Consider the following 18,921-nt stretch of genomic DNA (forward strand, 5'->3'; position numbering starts at 1 on the left):
TCATGCTGACAATTCTGCTCAGGCGGTGCGTCGCCGCATCGATCCTGCTTGTGGCGGTCTGCGTCGTCGGATTCGTGATCACGGGAATCGGTGGCGGCGATCCGGCTCGCAACATCCTCGGGCCGGAGGCAACCAATGCCCAGGTGGCGGCCGAGAACCACCGCCTCGGCGTCGACCGCCCGATGCTCACGCAGTTCGGTGACTGGGTCGGTGGGGTGGTGCGCGGTGACCTCGGGACCTCCTACATCGGTGACCAGCCGGTCGCGGACAAGATCGCGGCGAACCTGCCGGTGACGATGTCGATGGTGGCGTTGAGCATGATGGTGATCTCGGGACTCAGCCTGGTGCTTGCGGTCGCTTCCGTCTACGGACGGAGATCGGTCGATCGGTTCGTGCAGTTGCTCGCCGTGATCGGGCACGTGCTGCCGGCGTACCTGCTGGCACTGCTTCTTCTGCTGGTCTTCGCGGTCAAGCTCGATGTGTTCCCGGTGTTCGGGTACGTGCCGCTCAGCGAGTCTCCGGCTCAGTGGCTGCGGTCGCTCGTGCTGCCCGTGCTCGCGCTCACGCTGGGCAGCGTCGCAGGCGCAACGCTCCAGGCCCGAGGGTCTCTCATGGACGTACTCGAAGCCGACTATGTGCGGACGCTTCGCTCGCGCGGCATCTCGGGCGGATCGCTCCTGTTCCGACATGCGCTCCGCAATGCGGCGCCTCCCTGGCTGACGTCACTCTCGCTCGGATTCGTCGCGATGCTGGGCGGTGCGTTCATGGTGGAGAAGGTCTTCGCCCTTCCGGGGCTCGGCGTGCTGTCGGTCGACGCCACAGCCGCGGGCGACCGTCCGGTGATCATGGGCATGGTTCTGCTGACCGGCGGCCTCGTGATCCTCGTCAACCTTCTCGTCGACCTCGCTCAGATGTGGCTCATTCCCAAGGCAAGGACAGCATGAGCATCGAGATCTCCGCGCAAGCACTGGACGCCCCGGAGCGCACGTCGACGCTTCGTATGATCCTGCGCAACCCGCTATCGCGGGTCGGGGTGGTGCTGCTCGTCCTCGTCCTCTGTGCTCTCGTCGCGGCGATCGCGATCGACTGGGCCGCCCCGGAAGCAGCCTGGCGTGCCGATCTCTACCGGCGCAACGAGCCTCCGGGCGCCGACGGCCACCTGCTCGGGACCGACAGTGGTGGACGTGACGTGCTCGCACGACTCGTCGTGGCGACGAAGGCCACGATGTTCAGCGGTGTGATCGCCCTGACGGTGGCGATCCTGCTCGGGGTGCCTGGTGGACTCGTCGCCGGCTACTACTCGGGCCGCGTCGACCTGGTGCTGGACTGGTTGGCCAGCATGGTCATGTCTCTCCCCGCGATCGTGGTCATGCTGGCGATCGTGTCCAGCCTGGGCACCTCGATGTGGATCTCGATGACCGCTCTGGGATGCATGATGGCGCCGGCGGTCTTCCGCCTGCTCCGTGCCCAGGTGCATGCCGTGCGAAACGACCTCTATATCGATGCCGCCAAGGTGGCCGGACTTTCCGACGTGCGCATCGTCGCGCGCCACGTCTTCCGCGTCGTGCGCGGTCCGCTCGTCCTGATGATCAGCGTGCTGGCAGGTGTCGCCATCACGATACAGACGGGGCTGGACTTCCTGGGCCTGGGCGATGCCACGACGATCACCTGGGGCGGCATGCTCGGCGAGGGCTTCGCGGCCATGAGCGCCAACGACGTCCTGTTCATCTGGCCCGGTCTGGCGATGGCCATCACCGTGGCCGCCTTCTTCCTCATCGCCAGCGGCGCGCGCGATGCGCTGCAACGTGCGGACGGCGGCGGTGGTGGTGGCGGTGGCGGTGGTGGTGCGGCACGCGCGACGACAGCGCACCTGAAGTCGGTCCCGGCCTCTGCTGAGGCTCCGCCCATCGATGGGGAGATCCTCGTCGTCCGCAACCTCACCATCGGTTACCCGACCGGCGATGGCGTCGCCGAGGTGGTGTGCGGGGCCGGGCTGAAGCTGCGTCGCGGTCACACACTGGGCGTTGTCGGTGAATCCGGCTCGGGCAAGACGCAGACCGCGTTCGCGGTGCTCGACCTGTTGCCGCGGCAGGCGAACCTGATGGCCGGCGAGGTGTGGCTCGACGGAACCGAGATCCTCCGGCTCCCGCCGCGCGATCGCGCGACGTTGGTGCGCGACGCGATCGCCTACATCCCGCAGGAGCCGATGAGCAATCTGGACCCGACCTTCACCATCGGATACCAGCTGATGGAGCCGTTGCGGGCTCGGGGAGTCGTCCGGTCCGAGGCCAGAAGGCGCGCAGTCGCGCTGTTGGCGCGCGTGGGCATCCATGATCCCGAGCGAGTGATGCGCTCCTACCCCCACCAGATCTCTGGCGGAATGGCGCAGCGGGTGCTCATTGCGGGCGCGGTGTCGACCGAGCCGCGGATCCTGGTGGCCGACGAGCCCACCACAGCCCTGGACGTCACAGTGCAGAGCGAGATCCTTGATCTTCTGCGCAGCGTGCAGGAGGAGTTCGGCATGTCGATCATCCTCGTCAGCCACGACCTCGGAGTCATCGCCGACCTCTGCGACGACGTCGCGGTGATGCGCAACGGCCAGGTGGTCGAGTCCGCCTCGGTCGAGGACTTCTTCACTCGCCCCCGGCATGAGTACTCGCGGATGCTGCTGGACGCCGTACCCGACGAGCACCACGTCCGCCCCGAGTACGTCGAGACCCCGTCGTCGTGCGACGACGCCCGAACTGGAGAGATGCACCGATGAGCCTGTTGGAGATCGACGACCTGGTGGTCCGCTACCCGGGACGTCGCCGGGGCGGCACGTTCACGGCGGTCGACAGCGTGACTCTCGACGTACGCCCGCACGAGACGGTCGGTCTGGTCGGTGAGTCCGGCTCAGGGAAGACGACGATCGGGCGGGCAGTGCTGGGACTGGCCCCGGTCACCTCCGGTCGCATCCGGTACGACGGTCAGGAGATCCAGTCCCTGACCAGGGCGCAGCGGCGACCGCTGGCTGCGCGGATCCAGGTGGTCTTTCAGGACCCGTACACGTCGCTGAATCCGGCGATGATGGTCGAAGACATCCTCTCGGAGCCGCTCCGCGCGGCGGGGTGGACCCGGGCGACCGCGCGCGGTCGCGTGGTCGAGCTGCTCGACCAGGTCGGTCTGCCGACCGGTGCGGCCGACCGCTTCGCCAGGGAGTTCTCCGGGGGGCAGCGACAGCGGGTGGCGATCGCTCGCGCGCTGGCCCTGGAACCAGAGCTGGTCGTCTGCGACGAGCCGGTCTCGGCGCTCGACCTGTCAACTCAGGATCGGGTGCTGCAGCTGCTCGTCGACATCCAGGAGCGAACGGGGGTCGCCTACCTGTTCGTGTCGCACGACATCGGGGTGGTGCGGCACATCAGCCATCGGGTGGCTGTTCTACGGCAGGGCCGGGTGGTCGAGTTCGGGTCGTGTGCGGAGGTCACCTCCCGACCGGAGCACGCGTTCACTGAAGAGCTGCTGCTCGCCTCACCGGTCGCCGACCCGGTCCGTCAGCGCGAGCGCCGGGCAATGCGGCAGGCGCGTCGCGAAGTCGCGTCCGCTGACCCCCTTCACCGCTAGGACTCGGCCCCACCTCTCGTCTCTAGGAGAACCCCCATGCGTCGCCACCTGCCCGTTGTCCTCATCAGCGTCGGTGCCTTCCTCGTTGCCGCAGCCCTGGTCCTGCGGTTCTTCGGCTCCGCCCAGCTCGCGGTCGCGGAGGAGGACCCACGCGAGATGACCACCATGCGCGCCAGCGGCGCGACTGTGTTCGTCCCATCGACCCAGACAGAGGTCACCTCCGACGTCTCCGTCAAGCAATACACCGTCGGCGACCTCGAGGCGGCGCAGAAGGCGCCGGGACGAGTTGTCGTCTGGTTCACGGCGACCACGCGCTTGACTGCCGAGGGAGTCATCGTGCAGCAGAGCATGGCCCGCACGGCGATGGACGCGTCCACGGGGAAGGCTGAGCCATGCTGTGAGAGCTTCGCCGAGGTCGTCGACCAGGCGATCGAGGAGGACCGCCGTACCGGCCTGGTGCTGCGGTTCCCCTTCGGGACTGAGAAGAAGAGCTATGAGGTGTGGGACAACGTCCTGGGCAAGGAGGTGAAGGCCGCCTACCGCGGCACGACCGATGTCGAGGGTCTGAACGCCTACCGATTCCAGATCGAGGTCGCCGATGCCGTCGTCGGCAGCCAGAAGGTCAACGCCAAGGCCGTCGGGCTGACGACCGACGGTGAGGTGTCCGCCGATCGCACCTACGGCGTCGACCGGACCCTGTACGTCGAGCCGCGCACGGGCGCGATCCTCAACGATGTGCAGGACGTACGTGACCGGCTGAGTGTCGACGGTGAGCCGGTACGGACCCTCTTCGCCGGCAAGCTCGCCTATACCGACGAGCAGGTCAAGGCCAACGCGGACAAGTACGGTGAGCGTGCCGCGACTCTGCAGCGCTTCACGGTTCAGATTCCGGCCGCGCTCCTGGCGCTCGGGCTACTCGGTCTTCTCGCCGGTCTCTTCGTGCTGGGTGTGTCGAAGGTCCGCTCCCGCCGCGTCACGTGAGCGTCTCGAGCGCGGCGTATGCGTGGAAGATCAGGTTGACCGCGCGTAGGTCCTGGGTCTGGGACGACATGTTGTTCATCGCATAGCTCACGGTCATCCGGGCGTCCCGGTCCACCAGCGCCATGGCGCCACCCCAGCCCGCCCACCAGAACGACCGGGCGTTCGGGCTCAGCGGCACCTCGGGGCTGACCAGCCCGAACCCGACGCCGTATCGCAACGGGTAGCCCATCACAGCGTCGATGCCGCTGCTCTGCTCCTCCAATACGCGGTCGAGCATGGCCGGGCTCAGCAGATGGACTCCGTCGACGGCGCCGTCACAGGCGAGGGCCGCATGAACCCGTGCGATCGAGCGCGCGTTCCCGGTGCCGTTCGCCGCGGGGATCTCCGCCTCTCGCCACCACCGCTCGTTCGGCTCGTCGCCGATCAGCGGGCAGCTCGAGGTGACGCGATCTGCCAGCTCGGCCTCGGCTGGATCGTCGACCGCGGCCGCCGGGTCGCCGCCGATACCGAAGGCCGGAGCGGTGATCCGAGCCACGCGTGCGTCGTCCGCTGCAGGCAGGCCGATGTGGAAGTCCGTACCCAGCGGCTGCGCGACCTCATGATCGAAGAACGCGCCGAGGCTCTGGCCCGTGATCCGGCGGACGATGGCGTCCTCCAGGAAGCCCTGCGTGAGCGGGTGATAGCCCGAACGTGTGCCGGGCTGCCACCACGGCTCCTGCGCGGCCAGCGCGGTGGTCACGCGTTCGTGGTCGGCCAGGTCGCGCGGCGCGATCGGGACGCTCCAGCCCGGCAGGCCGGCCGTGTGCGCGAGGACGTGCCGGACCAGTACCTCGTCCTTGCCATGGGTGCCGAACTCGGGCCAGTAGTGCGCGACGGGCGACTCCAGGTCCAGCTCCCCGCGGTCGGCGAGCATCAGCATCACGGTCGCGCTTATCGTCTTGGTCACGGACCAGACGTTGACGAGGGTGTCGGACTGCCAAGCATCGCCGCTGCCGTCGGTGCCTCCCCAGAGGTCGACGACGACCTGACCCTCGAGCGTGACGCACACGCTGGCGCCGTCCTCGAGGCCTTGGTCGAAGTGGCTCGTGAACGCGTCCCGGACGAGCTCGAACTCCGGCGTGCAGGTGCCATGGACGGTTGCCATGTGCTTCTCCCTTGGAGGTGGACGTCGGGCCTTGCTGGCCGACTGATTGGTAAGTAGGTTAGTGGGCACCTCTCCCGAAAGGAACCGTCGTGCGCGCGATCATGGTCATGTTCGACACCTTGAACCGTCGATACCTCCCGCCATACGGCGCCGAGGGCATCCACGCACCGAACTTCGAGCGGTTGCAGCAGCGCTCGGTCACCTTCGACAACTGCTACGCCGGGAGCATGCCGTGCATGCCGGCGCGCCGTGAGCTGCACACGGGTCGGCACAACTTCCTGCACCGCAGCTGGGGGCCGCTCGAGCCGTTCGACGACTCGGTGCCCGAGATGCTCTCCCGCGCGGGCGTCTACACGCACCTGAGCACCGACCACTACCACTACTGGGAGGACGGCGGCGCGACCTATCACAACCGGTTCGACAGCTATGAGCTCTTCCGTGGCCAGGAGGGCGACAAGTGGAAGGGCCACGTGGCCGACCCCGAGGTCCTGGCGAATGCGTCGCGCGGCATGGGGGGCGCCCGTCAGGACACGATCAACCGTCAGTACATGGCCACCGAGGACCGGCACTGCCAGACCCTCACCTTCGATGCCGGCCTCGAGTTCCTGACGACCAACCAGGACGACGACAACTGGTTCCTCCAGATCGAGACCTTCGACCCGCACGAGCCGTTCTTCAGCTACGACGAGCACCGCGCGCACTACGTGCACCAGTACGACGGACCGGAGTACGACTGGCCGGCGTACGGCCGGGTCACTGACGACGAGCAGGCCGTCGAGCACATCCGCGCCGAGTACTCCGCGCTGCTGACCATGTGCGACAAGTCGCTGGGCCGGGTCATGGACGCGATGGACGAGCACAACCTGTGGGACGACACGATGCTCATCGTCTGCACCGACCACGGCTTCCTGCTCGGTGAACGCGGGTGGTGGGGCAAGTCGGTCCAGCCCTGGTACGACGAGACGATCCACACGCCGCTGTTCATCTGGGACCCGCGCGCCGGCTCCCGCGGCGAGCGTAGAGGCAGTCTGGTGCAGACCATCGACCTCGGTCCCACCCTGCTCGACTGGTTCGGCCTGGCGCCGACCCCCGACATGCAGGGTCAGCCCCTGGCGGGGGCGGTCGCGGCCGACGACCCGGTGCGCGAGGCCGGATTGTTCGGTGTCTTCGGCGGACACATCAACGTGACCGACGGGCGCTACGTCTACATGCGCGCGAGCGTCGACTCCTCCAACGCCCCGCTGGAGGAGTACACCCTGATGCCGACGCACATGAAGAGCCGGTTCGACCCCAGCGAGCTCCGCGACGCCGAGCTGGCCGGGCCGTTCGGCTTCACCAAGGGAGTCCCGGTGCTGAAGGTGCCAGGTGCGAGCTGGGGCAATCCCCACGCCTTCGGGACGATGCTCTTCGACCTGGCGAACGACCCCGCCCAGCGGCAGCCGCTGGTCGACGACGACCTCGAGCTGCGGATGGCCGAACTCATGGTCGACCTGCTGCGAGCCAGCGAAGCGCCCCCGAGTCAGTTCGAGAGGCTGGGACTCCCGGTGGCCGGAGCGGTCACCACCGAGCACCTGCTCGCCCGCCAGCAGCAGGAGCAGGTGGCGGCGTCCTCACGGCCGTTGCCTCCGCCCTCGGTGTTCGCCAGGGACGGACTGAGCGCGTTGAGCACCCTCGACGAGCTCCTCGACGACGAGCGCGGTCGTGCCGTCATCGTCGCGCTCATGCCGATCCTCGCCCACGACGACCTGCGGACACGTGTGGGTCGGATGACGCCCTACAACCTCGCTGCCACTACGCCGGCCCTGTCGCCCGAGCTGTTGCACAAGTTGAACGCCGCCCTGGCCGAGCCTGACCAGACACCGGTATGACCGAGTCCTTCACAGAGAAGATCGAGCGGTACGTCGCGGCCGACGGTGTCACCCAGCTGGACCTGCACGTCTGCTCGCCGGCGCGGCGTCCGCGAGCGGCGGTCCTGCTGTTCCATGGCGGCGGCTGGATGAAGGGGGCGCCGTCGATGCTGCTGCCGCACGCCCGGCGCCTCGCCGACGCCGGGATTCTGGCGGCGAGCTCCGCCTATCGACTGGTCGGATCGGGTGCCCTGTCGCCGGCGGACTGCCTGGCCGATGCGGCCCGGGCGGACCGCACGTTCCGCAAGATCGCCGCCGACGCCGGCCTTGACCGGATCGCGATCGGCGGCGGGTCCGCGGGCGCCCAGCTCGCCCTCGCCCTGGCCATGCCCCCGAGCGGGGACCAGCCGTCGGCGTACGACGGCCTCGTGCTCCTGAACCCGGCTGTGGACATGTGCTGCGGACGCGGACTCCTGGCCGCCTTGTCGCGGCGCTTGGTGGGTCTGACGCCCGAGGCCGCGCGGGATGCGTCGCCACTACACCATGTCCGTCCCGGCGTTCCGCGGTCGCTCGTGCTGCACGGCACGCGTGACCGCATCGTTCCTCTCCGTCTGGTGCGGGAGTTCCGGCAGGCGATGACAGTTGCCGGCAATGACTGCGAACTGGTCGAGTTCGAGGGAGCCGGACACGGGTTCTTCCTGCCACGCCCCGAGGGCAACCCCGCCTTCGACCGCACCGCGGAGCTGATCCTGAAGTTCCTGCTCACGCCCACCGCCGGCTCCGAAGGGGCCGGCCAGATCGATGACGGGAAGTACCCCGCATGACCACATTCCTCTGGGGAGCCAGCACCTCACCCCACCAGACCGAGGGCAACAACCTCAACAGCGACTGGTGGGAGCTGGAGAATGCTGAGAAGTCTTTCCTCCCGGAGCGAAGCGGCGATGCCCTCGACAGTTACCACCGCTATCGCGAGGAGATGACGCTGCTGGCGGAGGCAGGGTTGAACGCCTATCGGTTCGGCGTCGAATGGGCCCGGATCGAGCCGGAGCAGGGACGCTTCTCGGCCGCGGCTCTTGCGCACTACCGCCGGATGATCGACACCGCGCTCGAGCTCGGCCTCACGCCGGTGGTCACCCTGCACCACTTCAGCAACCCGCGCTGGTTCGCGGCTGGGGGCGGCTGGGGGCGATCGGACGCGGTCGCACTGTTCACCCGGTACGTCGAACGGACGTCGTCGATCCTCGGAAACGTCGACTGGGTATGCACCATCAACGAGCCGAACATGGTGGCGGTGATGGACTCGGTTCGCCGGTTGCTCTCTGGTCCGGACGGGTTCGAAGCGCTCGCTGGAGGACTCCCCGCCCCGGATGAGAGGAGCGGGGCCACGATGGTTGAGGTGCACCGGGCGGCAGTCGACGCGCTGCGACGTCACACCGATGCCGCCGTCGGCTGGACGATCGCGCAGCAGGCGTTCCAGTCGGCGGGGCCGGAGCACGGCGAGATGCTGCGGCAGACGGCCTGGGTGTGGGAGGACCTCTACCTCGAGGCCGCCCGCGGCGACGACTTCGTCGGCTCTCAGTCCTACACCAGCCAGCTTGTCGGCGCGGACGGTCCGATTCCGCATCCGCCCAGCCCGGACAACACCATCACGGGATGGGCGTACCGGCCCGACGCGCTCGGCTTGTCCGTCCGGCATGCGTGGGAAGTGACGGGCGGCGTTCCGGTGCTGGTGACGGAGAACGGCATCGCGACCGACGACGACCAGCGACGGATCGACTACACGGAGGCTGCGCTCGGCCACCTCCGCGATGCCATGGCCGACGGCGTGGATGTCCGGGGCTACCTGCACTGGAGCGCCGTCGACAACTACGAGTGGGGCCACTGGGGTCCGACCTTCGGCCTGATCTCGGTCGACCGCGAGACGTTCGTGCGGACGCCGAAGCCGAGCCTGGCCTGGCTCGGCGGCGTCGCCCGGCGCGGCCGGCCCTGACCTGCTGAAGCAGCGCCGGGGCCGGCCGCGGCCGGTCACTTCTGCTGCGCGAAGGCCTTGAACAGGGCCCGTTCCTCCGGACGGAGGGGCGGGCCCTCGGTCGTCCAGGAGGCGCGCACCGCGCCGTTGCCGGGGTGGAGCCGGGCGTAGAGGTCATCGGCCTGCTCGGACCGCCCCGTGGCACGAAGGTGCGCCATGTAGTCCTCGGGGTCGTTGTAGAGCGTCGGGCCGTGCTGCAGCGAGATCTGCATCGGGTCGGGCAGCGCGCCCGGCGTACCGGCGTGGAAGCTCCACCACTCGAAGAGCCGGGCGCGCATCCGATCCGCCAGGTCCGGCTCGGAGTCGATCAGGTTCGTGGTCAGGTGGGGGTCGGCGTTCATGTCGAACAGCGACTCCAGCTCGGCCTTGAACGCGCCGGGGTGGTAGGTGCGGATGTAGAGGTGGTCGCGGGTGCGGACGGCGCGCTGATACGTGTGCGCCCCGTGTCCCCAGACGAGATGGTCGCGCGACTCGATCTCCTGCCCTCGCACGGCGTCGGCGAACGATCGCCCCTGCCATTTCTCCGGGATCGGCAGCCCGAGCAACTCGCAGATCGTCGGCGCGTAGTCGATGTTGTAGAGCAGTGCGTCGTGCTCGCGCTGCTCGGCCTTGTCGGTCACGCCTGGCCAGAACACCACCATCGGAAGGTGGTGGGTGGGCTCGTTCGCGAGACCGTGCTCGGCGTACGAGCCCTGCTCCCCGAACGACTCGCCGTGGTCGGCGCTGACCACGATGGCCACTTCGTCGGTGAGCCCCATCTCGGCCAATGCTGCCCGCAGGCGCCCGAACTGGCTGTCCCAGAACATGATCCCGCCGTCGTACCCATTGATCAGGTGCTCGAAGTCGGCGCGGGTCGCGATCTGGTCGGGCATGTTGTGGGGGACCGGGCTGGTGCGCGGCACCATCGAGTAGTGCAGGTCCTTCGCCGTCCGCGGCCCGTAGATGTCCTGGTGGGCGTCGATGGCCTCCTGGTCGGGCCAGTCCGGCGCTGGCCCCGCCGCCGCAGATGCCTCGGTCCAGCGGACGTCTTGGAGGTAGTCGGTGTGCGGGTCCCAATAGGTCAGATGCAGATACCAGTCCTCGCGGTGGCGGTTCCGCTCGATCCAGTCGATCGCCACGTCCGTGACGGCGTCAGCAGGCTCGTCACCGATCTCGGGGGTCGAGCGGATACTCTCGCGGAAGTTGCCGTGGAAGAAGTGTGCGCGGTGCCGCTCCGCGAAGCTGGAGACCGCCGCGGTGTAGTAGCCATGGAAGGCAAGCCACTGCCCGAGCAGCGGACGGTCGAACTGCATCGCGTGTCCCGCGTCCATCCGGTACTGCGCGGCGGGTCCGCCGTGCCCGATCACCCCGTTGGTGATCCCGAACTGACCGCTCATGAGCGCAGTGCGCGACGGCAGGCAGGGCGAGTCGGAGCAGTAGTAGTGGTCGAACCGCACCGAGTCGACCGCCATCGAATCCAGGTTCGGCGTCGTGCGACGTTGGTAGCCGTAAGGCCCCGTGTGGTCCGGACGCAGGGTGTCCACGTCGACGTAGATGATCTTCACGTTGCCTCCGGGCTGATTGTGAACTGACTTATTGTTCGGTAGGTTAGTTGCCGCGTCGTGATTCCGAAAGGCCGTAGGTGGTCATGAGTGAGAGTTGTTGTGGCCCCGACCGGATGTCAGTGGCGGAGGAGCTCGTGACCTCCGCTCCTTGGCTTCCTGATGCGGGGATGGCCGAGGCCGGGGCGGGACGGCACGTGATCGAGCAGGTCACCGTCCCTGGCGGGGTCCGCCACATCGGGGACATGCACGGTGACGGCAAGGCCGGCGACGGCGAGACGCCGGTGCACGCGGTCGAGATCGAGGACTTCGACATCGACTGCACGGCGGTGACCAACGAGGCCTGGTCGTCGTTCGTGGAGGCAACCGGTCATGTCACCGAGGCAGAGCGATTTGGATACTCGGCGGTGTTCCATCTGGCGCTGGCGGCCGATCCGGGTGACGTCATCAGCAGAGCGGCCAGGACGCCGTGGTGGCTGGGTGTTCGAGGCGCCGACTGGCGCCATCCCGGGGGGCGCCACAGTTCCCTCGAGGGCCTCTCTGACCATCCGGTCGTCCATGTGAGCTGGAACGATGCGGTGGCGTACTGCGAATGGGCTGGTCGCCGACTCCCCACCGAGGCTGAGTGGGAGGTCGCCTCGCGTGGTGGCCTGCCTGACGCGCGGTACCCCTGGGGCGACGAGCGTCCGGTGGGTGAGGGGGTGGGGGCGTGGCCCTGCAACATCTGGCAGGGCTCGTTCCCCGACATCAACACGAGGGATGACGGATGGCTTGCCACAGCCCCGGTGCGTAGCTATCGCCCGAACGGGTACGGGCTGTGGCAGACGGTCGGCAACGTCTGGGAGTGGTGTGCCGACTGGTTCGACCCCGGCTACTACGCCCGGTCGCCGCGGCTCCGTCCGCGCGGTCCTGCCTCGGGCAGTGCCAAGGTGCTGCGCGGCGGCTCGTACCTGTGCCACGACTCCTACTGCAACCGCTACCGAAATGCGGCACGCTCCGCGAACACCCCCGACTCGTCCGTTGGCAACGCGGGTTTCCGGACCGCGTCGCTGCCGGTCGCCTAGGCTGGGTGGCATGGCCAGTACGGAATCTGCCGAGCGTTCGGGAAAGCTCTCGCGGGCACGGATCATCGACACCGCCTTCGAGCACTTCGGCGCATACGGCTACCGGGGAACCTCCCTGGCGAAGATCGCTGCCGAAGTGGGCATCTCTCAGCCGGGGCTCCTGCATCACTTCCCCAACAAGTCCGCGCTGTTCATGTCCGTCCTCGTCGAGAGGGACACGCGCGACCTCGAGGCCGTCGGCATGCAGGTGGAGAAGATCGCCGAGCTGGACGCGGATCAGCTGTTCGACTTCTTCGAGGGGCTCGTTCGGCATAACGCCGAGAACCGCAACATGGTGCAGTTGGCGCATCTCACCGCTGCTGAGGCGACCAGGGCTGATCATCCGGCCCACGAGTGGGTGGTACTGCGTACGAGCTACTTCCGTGACCTCTGCTCCGCCGCGCTGCAGAAAGGGATTGATGCGGGACAGGTGCGTAAAGACGTGGATCCCCGCGCGATCGCCACGATGCTGATCGCCGCATCGGAGGGCCTGGAGAACCAGTGGCTGGTGGATCCGTCGGTCGATCTGGCCGGATCCTTCGCCGACTTCACCGCGATGCTGCGCCGCGACATCGCGCCATCAGGGCACTGACACTGGCCTACTGACTGCTCGGTCGGCTAGGGTGCAGTGTGCGACCAAACCTGCTGTGGCTCGTCAGTGAGGACTGCCCGCCGCGTTTCGGCTGCTATGGCGACACTCTCGCCCGCACGCCGAACCTGGATACTCTCGCTGCCGAGTCGGTGCTCTTCGAGCGCGCCTACTCGCCCGCGCCGGTGTGCGCACCCTCGCGGTTCGCCCTCCTGACGGGCGTCCCTCCCGAGGCGCACGCGCCGGCCAACCACATGCGAGCGCGGGCGACCCTGCCGGTGTGGATGACGACCTACCCGCAGGTCCTGCGCTCACTGGGCTACTACTGCACCAACAACTCCAAGACCGATTACAACGCCGACGTCGATGCGGACGAGCTGTGGGACGAGTGCTCCGACCGGGCGCACTGGCGCAACCGCGCCGAGGGACAGCCCTTCCTGGCGGTGTTCAACATCGACGGGACCCATGAGTCCGCCGTCTTCCGGGCGGGCCGCCCGGTGCTCGACGCATCCGCGGTGCGTGTCCCGGCGTACCTGCCGGACACCCCGGAGATCAGGGATGACATCGCGCGCTACTACGAGGACGTGGGGCGGATGGACGCTGTCGTCGGCGAGCTACTTGCGCAGCTCGCCGACGACGGGCTGGCCGACTCGACGGTCGTGGTGCACACCTCCGACCACGGTGGGGTGAATCCGCGATCCAAGCGGCACTGCTACGAGGAGGGGCTCCGGGTGCCCTTGCTCGTGCACGCCCCTGGACGGTTCGCGGAGCGGTTCCCGCCGCCGGGCACCAGGGTGCGAGCGGCGGTCACCACGACCAGCATCCCGGCTACCCTCATCGATCTGGCCGGTGGAACTGTGCCCGAGCACATGTCCGAGCCGAGCCTGGCCGGCCCTGTGTCACCGGTGGGGTCGTTGTCGTTCGGCGCCCGCAATCGAATGGATGAGCGCTATGACTTCGTGAGGACGGTGACGGACGGGCGGCACCGATATGTGCGCAACTTCATGCCCCACCGTCCCGGTGGTCAGTACAACGCCTTCGCCTGGGCCGCCGCGGGCTACCGCTCCTGGGAATCCGAGCATCTGGCGGGGCGACTCACTCCCGAACAAGACCGGTTCTGGCTGCCGCGCCCATCTGTCGAGCTCTACGACCTCGAGGCCGATCCGGACCAGGTGGTCAATCGTGCCGGGGACCCGTCGCTCGCGGAGGTCGAGGGCAGGCTGGCGACCGCCCTGCGCGAGCACATGCTCACCATCAATGACAACGGATTCCTTCCTGAGGGAGCGCCTGCGGAGGGGTGGGACGCGAGCCGGGCCCCGGGCGCCTACGACCTGGCCGCCGTCCTGGAGCTATCGGACATCGCCCTGGCACAGGATCCGGGCAATGCGCCAGTGCTGAGCGGTCGCCTGGGCGATCCCGACCCCCTCCTGCGGCGCTGGGCGGCGATGGGGATGTTGATGCTTGCTGACTCCTCCGGGGACGTCCTGCTTGCCGGTGCCGTGGCGGCCAGGCTCGCTGCCGAAGCCGACGCGACCGTACAGGTCGTGCTCGCCGAGGCTCTGGCCTGCCTGGACCTCGATGACATCGTCGGCATCGACGCGTTGGTGCGGCTGGCTGGACGCGATCTCCCGTTCGGCGTACGGCTGGAAGCGCTCAACGCTTTGGCATGCCTCGACCCGCGACGGCTGCGAAACCGGGTGGGGTCGTTATCGGTGGATGGGGAGGACGACGACTACCTCTCCCAGGCGATCGAGTACCTCCAACTGCGGGTCGCCGGCCGGTACGAGCCTTCGGTGGCGGTGGGGCCCTGGGCGGCCTTCTTCGCAGAGAGTCGAGCGAAAGGCTAGCCTACCGAGTACTCGGTTGGTAGGTTGGCAACTCCGTCGACCCGAGGAGAGCCATGTCGTCCTTGAATCCGTCCATCCCTTCCGATGAGCTCGAAGCGAAGCTTTGCGAGCGTCTCGGCAAGCTGGACCTCGCGGCCAAGGTGCGCCTGCTCTCAGGCGCGGACTTCTGGTCGCTGCCTGCCGACGACTCCATCGGTCTGCGGTCGATCGTCTTCTCCGACGGACCCGCGGGGGTCCGCGGCGAGGTCGGTGACGAGAGAAATCCGTCGTTGAATCTCCCGTCGGGGAGCGCGTTGGGTGCGACCTGGGACGTCGATGTCGCGCGTCGCTACGGTGACGTGCTCGGTCGGGAGGCGCTACGCAAGAACGCGGATGTGGTGCTCGGTCCCACGATCAACCTGCATCGCTCGCCCTACGGGGGCCGCCACTTCGAGGCGATGGCCGAGGACCCGCTGCTGACCGCTCGTCTCGCGGCCGCCTATGTCGAGGGTATCCAGGCACACGGTGTTGCCGCGTGCCCGAAGCACTATGTGGCCAACGACTATGAGATCGAGCGACACACCGCGAGCTCGGAGGTCGGGGAGCGCGCTCTGCGGGAGCTCTACCTCGCCGCATTCGAGGACGCGATCGTGGAGGCGAGGGCGTGGGTGGTGATGTCCGCCTACAACGGGGTCAACGGCGTGACCATGAGCGAGAACGACCTGTTGCGCGACCCGCTCAAGACCGAGTGGGGGTTCGATGGCGTGGTGCTGTCGGACTGGATCGCTGTGAAGACCACGGACGCCTCGGCCAACTCCGCCCAAGACGTGGTGATGCCCGATCTGCTCAGCCCGTGGGGCGATGCGCTTGTCGAGGCGGTCCGCGAGGGTCGGGTCGCGGAATCGACGATCGATGAGAAGGTGCTGCGCGTCCTCCGCCTGGCCGCTCGCGTGGGTGCGCTCGACGGCGTGGAGCCCGCGTCCAGGGCAGCCGGCGAAGCCCCCGAGCCGCTGAGCATTGTGACCGAGCTGGGCGCCGAGAGCATGGTCCTGCTGCGCAATGCCGACGAGCTGCCCTGGAGTCTCGCCCCGGCGTCGATCGCCGTGATCGGCCCGAATGCCATGTGCGCGCGAAGTCAGGGTGGTGGCAGTGCGACGGTCGTTCCGGGCCGGGTGATCTCGCCCCTCGAGGGCCTGCGCCAACACTTTCCTGATGCCAGCATCTCCTTCGACATGGGCGTTCCTGCCCCGACGGAGATCTTCCCGCTCGATCGAGACCTGCTCGGCGACCCCGTCGCCGAGACGCCAGGAGTCCATGTCGTCTTCTCCGCGGCTGATGGCACCGTCCTGCTCGAGGAGGTCCGGCTCAGCGCCGAGCTGGCGTGGATGGGCACTATGCCCGAGGGCGCGACCACCCTGACGATGCAGACCAGATACACGCCTGCGATCACGCAGCGTTGTGATGTGGGTGTCGCCGTGGCCGGCCATGTCTCGTTGTCGATCGATGGCGAGACCGTCATCGACAGATTCAGCACCGCCGAGAGCGCGGGCTCCCGTGACGGTGGCTTGGAAACCTCCGACATCACTGCCAACATCTTCGCGCCACCGGTCACCGCGGTGCCGGTCGACCTGGTGGAGGGCACTCCGATCGACCTGGTCGCTGTCTGTGACCTGACGACCGCGCCGCTCCCGATGGTCCACGCGATCATGATCGGCATGGCGCCGCGGTCAGGGCCTGACGAGCTGATGCTCGCCGAAGCGGTCGCTGCGGCGGCCGCGGCAGAGGTCGCCGTGGTGGTGGTCGGCACGAGTTCGCGCACCGAGAGTGAGGGGATCGACCGCACCTCGCTAGCGCTGCCCGGAGGTCAGGACGCATTGGTGGAGGCGGTGCTCGCGGCGAACCCGCGCACGGTGGTCGTGGTCAACGCTGGCAGCCCGGTGCTGATGCCGTGGCACGACCGTGCCAGCGCTGTGCTCGTCACCTGGTTCGGTGGCCAGCGGACAGGAACCGCTCTTGCAGAGGTGCTGGCAGGCGAGCGCGAGCCGGGCGGGCGACTGCCCACCACATGGCCTGGCGACGAGCAGGCCGTGCCGGTCGGGCCGGATCGCCCCGTTGACGGCAAGGTCCACTACGCCGAAGGAATCGACATCGGGCACCGCGCGTGGTTGAAGCAAGGCGCGACGCCGGCCTACTGCTTCGGCCACGGTCTCGGCTACACGACCTGGAACATGTCGGATCTGACGGTTCCGACCGAGGTGGTCGGCGGGGAGCCCTTTTCCTTGAGCGTCACGGTCAGGAACACGGGGGACCGACCGGGGAAGCATGTGGTTCAGGTGTACGCCGCGCGTGGATCCAGCGAGGTTTCCCGCCCGGTGCGCTGGCTCGCGGGGTGGAGCGTCGTGCGCGCCGATCCTGGTGAGGCTGTCAGGGTGGAGGTCGATGTGCCCGCGCGTAGCCTTGCGGCCTGGGTCGACGGGAAGTGGTGGTACGAGACGGGCGCCTTCGACCTGCTGGTCGGTGCGAGCGTCGACGAGCTCCCGCTCCAGGCCACTGTCGTGGTCGGCTCCTAGCTGATCCGCACCCGAGGGCGGTGGTCTCCACTCATGGTCCCGGTTGTTGATCAGGCGGGGAGATCCCGGTGCAACAGGGCTACATGGAGTGAGACCCGGATGTCGGGATCGTCAAGGTCGGCGCCGACCACGCGAGCGGCCTTGGCGAGGCGGTCATAGAAGGCGGGCCGCGAGAGATGCAGGCTGGCTGCGGCCTCCGACTTGCTGACCGGGTTGTTCACCAGCGCTCGGACCACGGCGAGCAGATCAGTTCCGTGCAGTTCGTCATACGCCTCGAGCGCATGGAGTTCGCGGTCGGCGTATAGCGCGACACGATCGTCCCCGGCAAGCAGCGTGAGCAGACCCCGAAGGTGCGCGTCCTCCAGGCGATACGCCCGGGTCGAGGTCATTGCGAGCTGGTCCGGCTTGAGTGCGTCCATGACCTGTTGGGCCTCGCGCAGGGTGTGATCGATGAGGCTGCTGTCCTCCACCGGGCGGGCTGCGGTGATCGTCGCGGGGATCTTGGTGACTATGGTCGCGGCGAGCTGGTCTGCGACGAGGTCTGCGTCCGCCGTCCGAGAGAGCGACAACAGCACGCGCACATCCTGGTCGATGATTCCGACGAGTCCGGGAACCTGGCGGGCGCTGAGGGCGTGGGTGATCGCAGCAACGACCTCATCCACGCGGGTCGTGCCTGCGGTGTCGGACGGGCGCGGTTGCGCGCGTACGCTCGCGGCGACGAACTGACGCTTGTGGACCGGCAGCCCGGCCAGCTCGCAGCGACGCACCAGGTCGGGGTCGTTCGGGTCGTTGAGCAGAGCCACCAGCAGTTCGTGGTGAGTACGTCGAACCACGCTGTCGCGCTGACGGTCGTGGAGCCGGTGCATCGCCAACGCCGCGGCGGCCCGCTCCGCGGTAGCAACCAAACCAGGGGAGGGACGCTGGTCGGACTGGACGATGAGTCTGCCCCAGCCGCGGTCGCGGCGCCCGACGCGGGTCACGAGCCAGTGGTTCGTTGCGTCCCATGCGGATCTGCCCTCAAGCGAGATGCGCCGGGAACGGGTGCTCCAGTCGCGCAGGAACGCATCGATATCATCGGGGCCGGGGCGATAGTCAAGCACTCTGAACTGATCGTCCTCCAACACCACGGCGGCCCCGCACAGGCGCTGGGCGGCTTGAAGGATCTCGGCTGGACCTGCCTCGGAGATGCTCAGCTCAGTGAACGTGTCGTGGACTCGCTGGGCTTCGCGCAGGTCTGCCAGCTGCTCGTCGACGATGCGCTCACCCACGGCTTGGGCCACGGCGGCAAATCGGACTTCGTGACCGAGCGTGATCAGCGGGAGGCCGAGATCGTCGCATCGGTCGATGAGAGCTGGAGGGAGTTCGAACCAACGGCGGCCCAGCTCGATGAAGAGCCCTGCGGCATCGCTGTGGGCGAGGGAGTCGGCGTACGCCACGAGCTCAGAGGCGTCCTCGGGCAGAGCGATACCCGTGCTCAGCAGCAGGTCGCCGCCGCGCAACAAGGCGCCGATCTCGGCCAGCTCGGCGGAGTGCACCCAGCGGACCTCGCGGTCGAGCCCAGCTCGCCCCGCCATCACTTCTGGTGCGGCCGTTCGAACGACGGGCATCTCGAGTACCCGGGAAACCGTCACCAGGGCCATGACCACCTCCTCCTTCCCGACAGATCGTTGGGTATCCGGCGCAGATCC

The 18,921-nt window shown here is 68.2% G+C and carries 14 protein-coding genes; 11 read left to right on the plus strand and 3 right to left on the minus strand.

All coding sequences use genetic code 11. From position 1 onward, the window contains the following. Positions 1-2 precede the first annotated feature (2 nt). From OG801_RS25940 to OG801_RS25955, 4 genes are read left to right on the plus strand one after another with little or no spacing between them, the layout of a single operon-like run. On the plus strand, positions 3-944 hold the full coding sequence (locus OG801_RS25940; RefSeq protein ID WP_355018448.1) for an ABC transporter permease: 942 nt from the start codon (positions 3-5) through the stop codon (positions 942-944). Next, positions 941-2,764, plus strand: a complete 1,824-nt coding sequence (locus OG801_RS25945) for a dipeptide/oligopeptide/nickel ABC transporter permease/ATP-binding protein (RefSeq protein ID WP_406031927.1) — start codon at positions 941-943, stop codon at positions 2,762-2,764. Before OG801_RS25940 ends, OG801_RS25945 begins: the two co-directional genes overlap by 4 nt. Then, positions 2,761-3,603, plus strand: coding sequence for a dipeptide/oligopeptide/nickel ABC transporter ATP-binding protein (locus OG801_RS25950; RefSeq protein WP_355018450.1), 843 nt, complete (start codon positions 2,761-2,763; stop codon positions 3,601-3,603). The genes OG801_RS25945 and OG801_RS25950 overlap by 4 nt, the downstream gene beginning before the upstream one ends. A gap of 36 nt (positions 3,604-3,639) precedes the next feature. Beyond that, a complete protein-coding gene (locus OG801_RS25955) occupies positions 3,640-4,584 on the plus strand; it encodes a DUF3068 domain-containing protein (protein ID WP_406031928.1) in 945 nt (314 codons plus the stop codon). Here OG801_RS25955 and OG801_RS25960 read toward each other — a convergent pair. After that, the gene (locus OG801_RS25960; RefSeq protein WP_406031929.1) at positions 4,577-5,728 is read right to left on the minus strand and encodes a serine hydrolase domain-containing protein; all 1,152 of its coding nucleotides are present in this window, start codon (positions 5,726-5,728) and stop codon (positions 4,577-4,579) included. The two genes, OG801_RS25955 and OG801_RS25960, sit on opposite strands and share 8 nt — an antisense overlap. Before the next feature lie 89 nt (positions 5,729-5,817). Between OG801_RS25960 and OG801_RS25965 the strand changes: the two genes are divergently transcribed. The 3 genes from OG801_RS25965 to OG801_RS25975 are packed head-to-tail and all read left to right on the plus strand — an operon-like array spanning position 5,818 to position 9,565. Continuing rightward, positions 5,818-7,596 (plus strand): sulfatase, encoded by a 1,779-nt coding sequence (locus tag OG801_RS25965; RefSeq protein WP_406031930.1) that lies wholly within the window; start codon positions 5,818-5,820, stop codon positions 7,594-7,596. Further along, positions 7,593-8,399, plus strand: a complete 807-nt coding sequence (locus OG801_RS25970) for an alpha/beta hydrolase (protein WP_406031931.1) — start codon at positions 7,593-7,595, stop codon at positions 8,397-8,399. Before OG801_RS25965 ends, OG801_RS25970 begins: the two co-directional genes overlap by 4 nt. Next, on the plus strand, positions 8,396-9,565 hold the full coding sequence (locus OG801_RS25975; RefSeq protein WP_406031932.1) for a family 1 glycosylhydrolase: 1,170 nt from the start codon (positions 8,396-8,398) through the stop codon (positions 9,563-9,565). The genes OG801_RS25970 and OG801_RS25975 overlap by 4 nt, the downstream gene beginning before the upstream one ends. A gap of 35 nt (positions 9,566-9,600) precedes the next feature. Here OG801_RS25975 and OG801_RS25980 read toward each other — a convergent pair whose 3' ends face one another. Then, positions 9,601-11,148, minus strand: coding sequence for a sulfatase (locus tag OG801_RS25980; protein WP_406031933.1), 1,548 nt, complete (start codon positions 11,146-11,148; stop codon positions 9,601-9,603). Positions 11,149-11,282: 134 nt separating this feature from the next. On the opposite strand from OG801_RS25980, the gene OG801_RS25985 reads away from it, so the two are divergent. From OG801_RS25985 to OG801_RS26000, 4 genes are read left to right on the plus strand one after another with little or no spacing between them, the layout of a single operon-like run. Beyond that, entirely contained in the window at positions 11,283-12,209 is a 927-nt protein-coding gene (locus OG801_RS25985) for a formylglycine-generating enzyme family protein (protein ID WP_406031934.1), read from the plus strand. A 10-nt stretch (positions 12,210-12,219) separates the two neighbouring features. Further along, complete coding sequence (locus OG801_RS25990; RefSeq protein WP_406031935.1) at positions 12,220-12,840, plus strand: TetR/AcrR family transcriptional regulator; 621 nt, start codon at positions 12,220-12,222, stop codon at positions 12,838-12,840. Positions 12,841-12,878: 38 nt separating this feature from the next. Continuing rightward, positions 12,879-14,684, plus strand: coding sequence for a sulfatase (locus tag OG801_RS25995; RefSeq protein WP_406031936.1), 1,806 nt, complete (start codon positions 12,879-12,881; stop codon positions 14,682-14,684). A gap of 53 nt (positions 14,685-14,737) precedes the next feature. After that, entirely contained in the window at positions 14,738-17,233 is a 2,496-nt protein-coding gene (locus OG801_RS26000) for a beta-glucosidase (RefSeq protein WP_406031937.1), read from the plus strand. Positions 17,234-17,283: 50 nt separating this feature from the next. On the opposite strand, the gene OG801_RS26005 is transcribed toward OG801_RS26000, so the two are convergent. Continuing rightward, positions 17,284-18,873 (minus strand): PucR family transcriptional regulator, encoded by a 1,590-nt coding sequence (locus tag OG801_RS26005; protein WP_406031938.1) that lies wholly within the window; start codon positions 18,871-18,873, stop codon positions 17,284-17,286. Positions 18,874-18,921: the final 48 nt, after the last annotated feature.

The sequence above is a fragment of the Nocardioides sp. NBC_00163 genome (genome assembly GCF_045206295.1).
Lineage (GTDB): Bacteria > Actinomycetota > Actinomycetes > Propionibacteriales > Nocardioidaceae > Nocardioides.

Excerpts from the sequence above, each read along its gene's own strand:
- OG801_RS26000 (WP_406031937.1), top strand. The coding sequence starts at position 14,738 with ATGTCGTCCTTGAATCCGTCCATCCCTTCCGATGAGCTCGAAGCGAAG.
- OG801_RS25975 (WP_406031932.1), top strand. The coding sequence starts at position 8,396 with ATGACCACATTCCTCTGGGGAGCCAGCACCTCACCCCACCAGACCGAG.
- OG801_RS25970 (WP_406031931.1), top strand. The coding sequence starts at position 7,593 with ATGACCGAGTCCTTCACAGAGAAGATCGAGCGGTACGTCGCGGCCGAC.
- OG801_RS25940 (WP_355018448.1), top strand. The coding sequence starts at position 3 with ATGCTGACAATTCTGCTCAGGCGGTGCGTCGCCGCATCGATCCTGCTT.
- OG801_RS25990 (WP_406031935.1), top strand. The coding sequence starts at position 12,220 with ATGGCCAGTACGGAATCTGCCGAGCGTTCGGGAAAGCTCTCGCGGGCA.
- OG801_RS25955 (WP_406031928.1), top strand. The coding sequence starts at position 3,640 with ATGCGTCGCCACCTGCCCGTTGTCCTCATCAGCGTCGGTGCCTTCCTC.
- OG801_RS25960 (WP_406031929.1), bottom strand. The coding sequence starts at position 5,728 with ATGGCAACCGTCCATGGCACCTGCACGCCGGAGTTCGAGCTCGTCCGG.
- OG801_RS25950 (WP_355018450.1), top strand. The coding sequence starts at position 2,761 with ATGAGCCTGTTGGAGATCGACGACCTGGTGGTCCGCTACCCGGGACGT.
- OG801_RS25945 (WP_406031927.1), top strand. The coding sequence starts at position 941 with ATGAGCATCGAGATCTCCGCGCAAGCACTGGACGCCCCGGAGCGCACG.
- OG801_RS26005 (WP_406031938.1), bottom strand. The coding sequence starts at position 18,873 with ATGGCCCTGGTGACGGTTTCCCGGGTACTCGAGATGCCCGTCGTTCGA.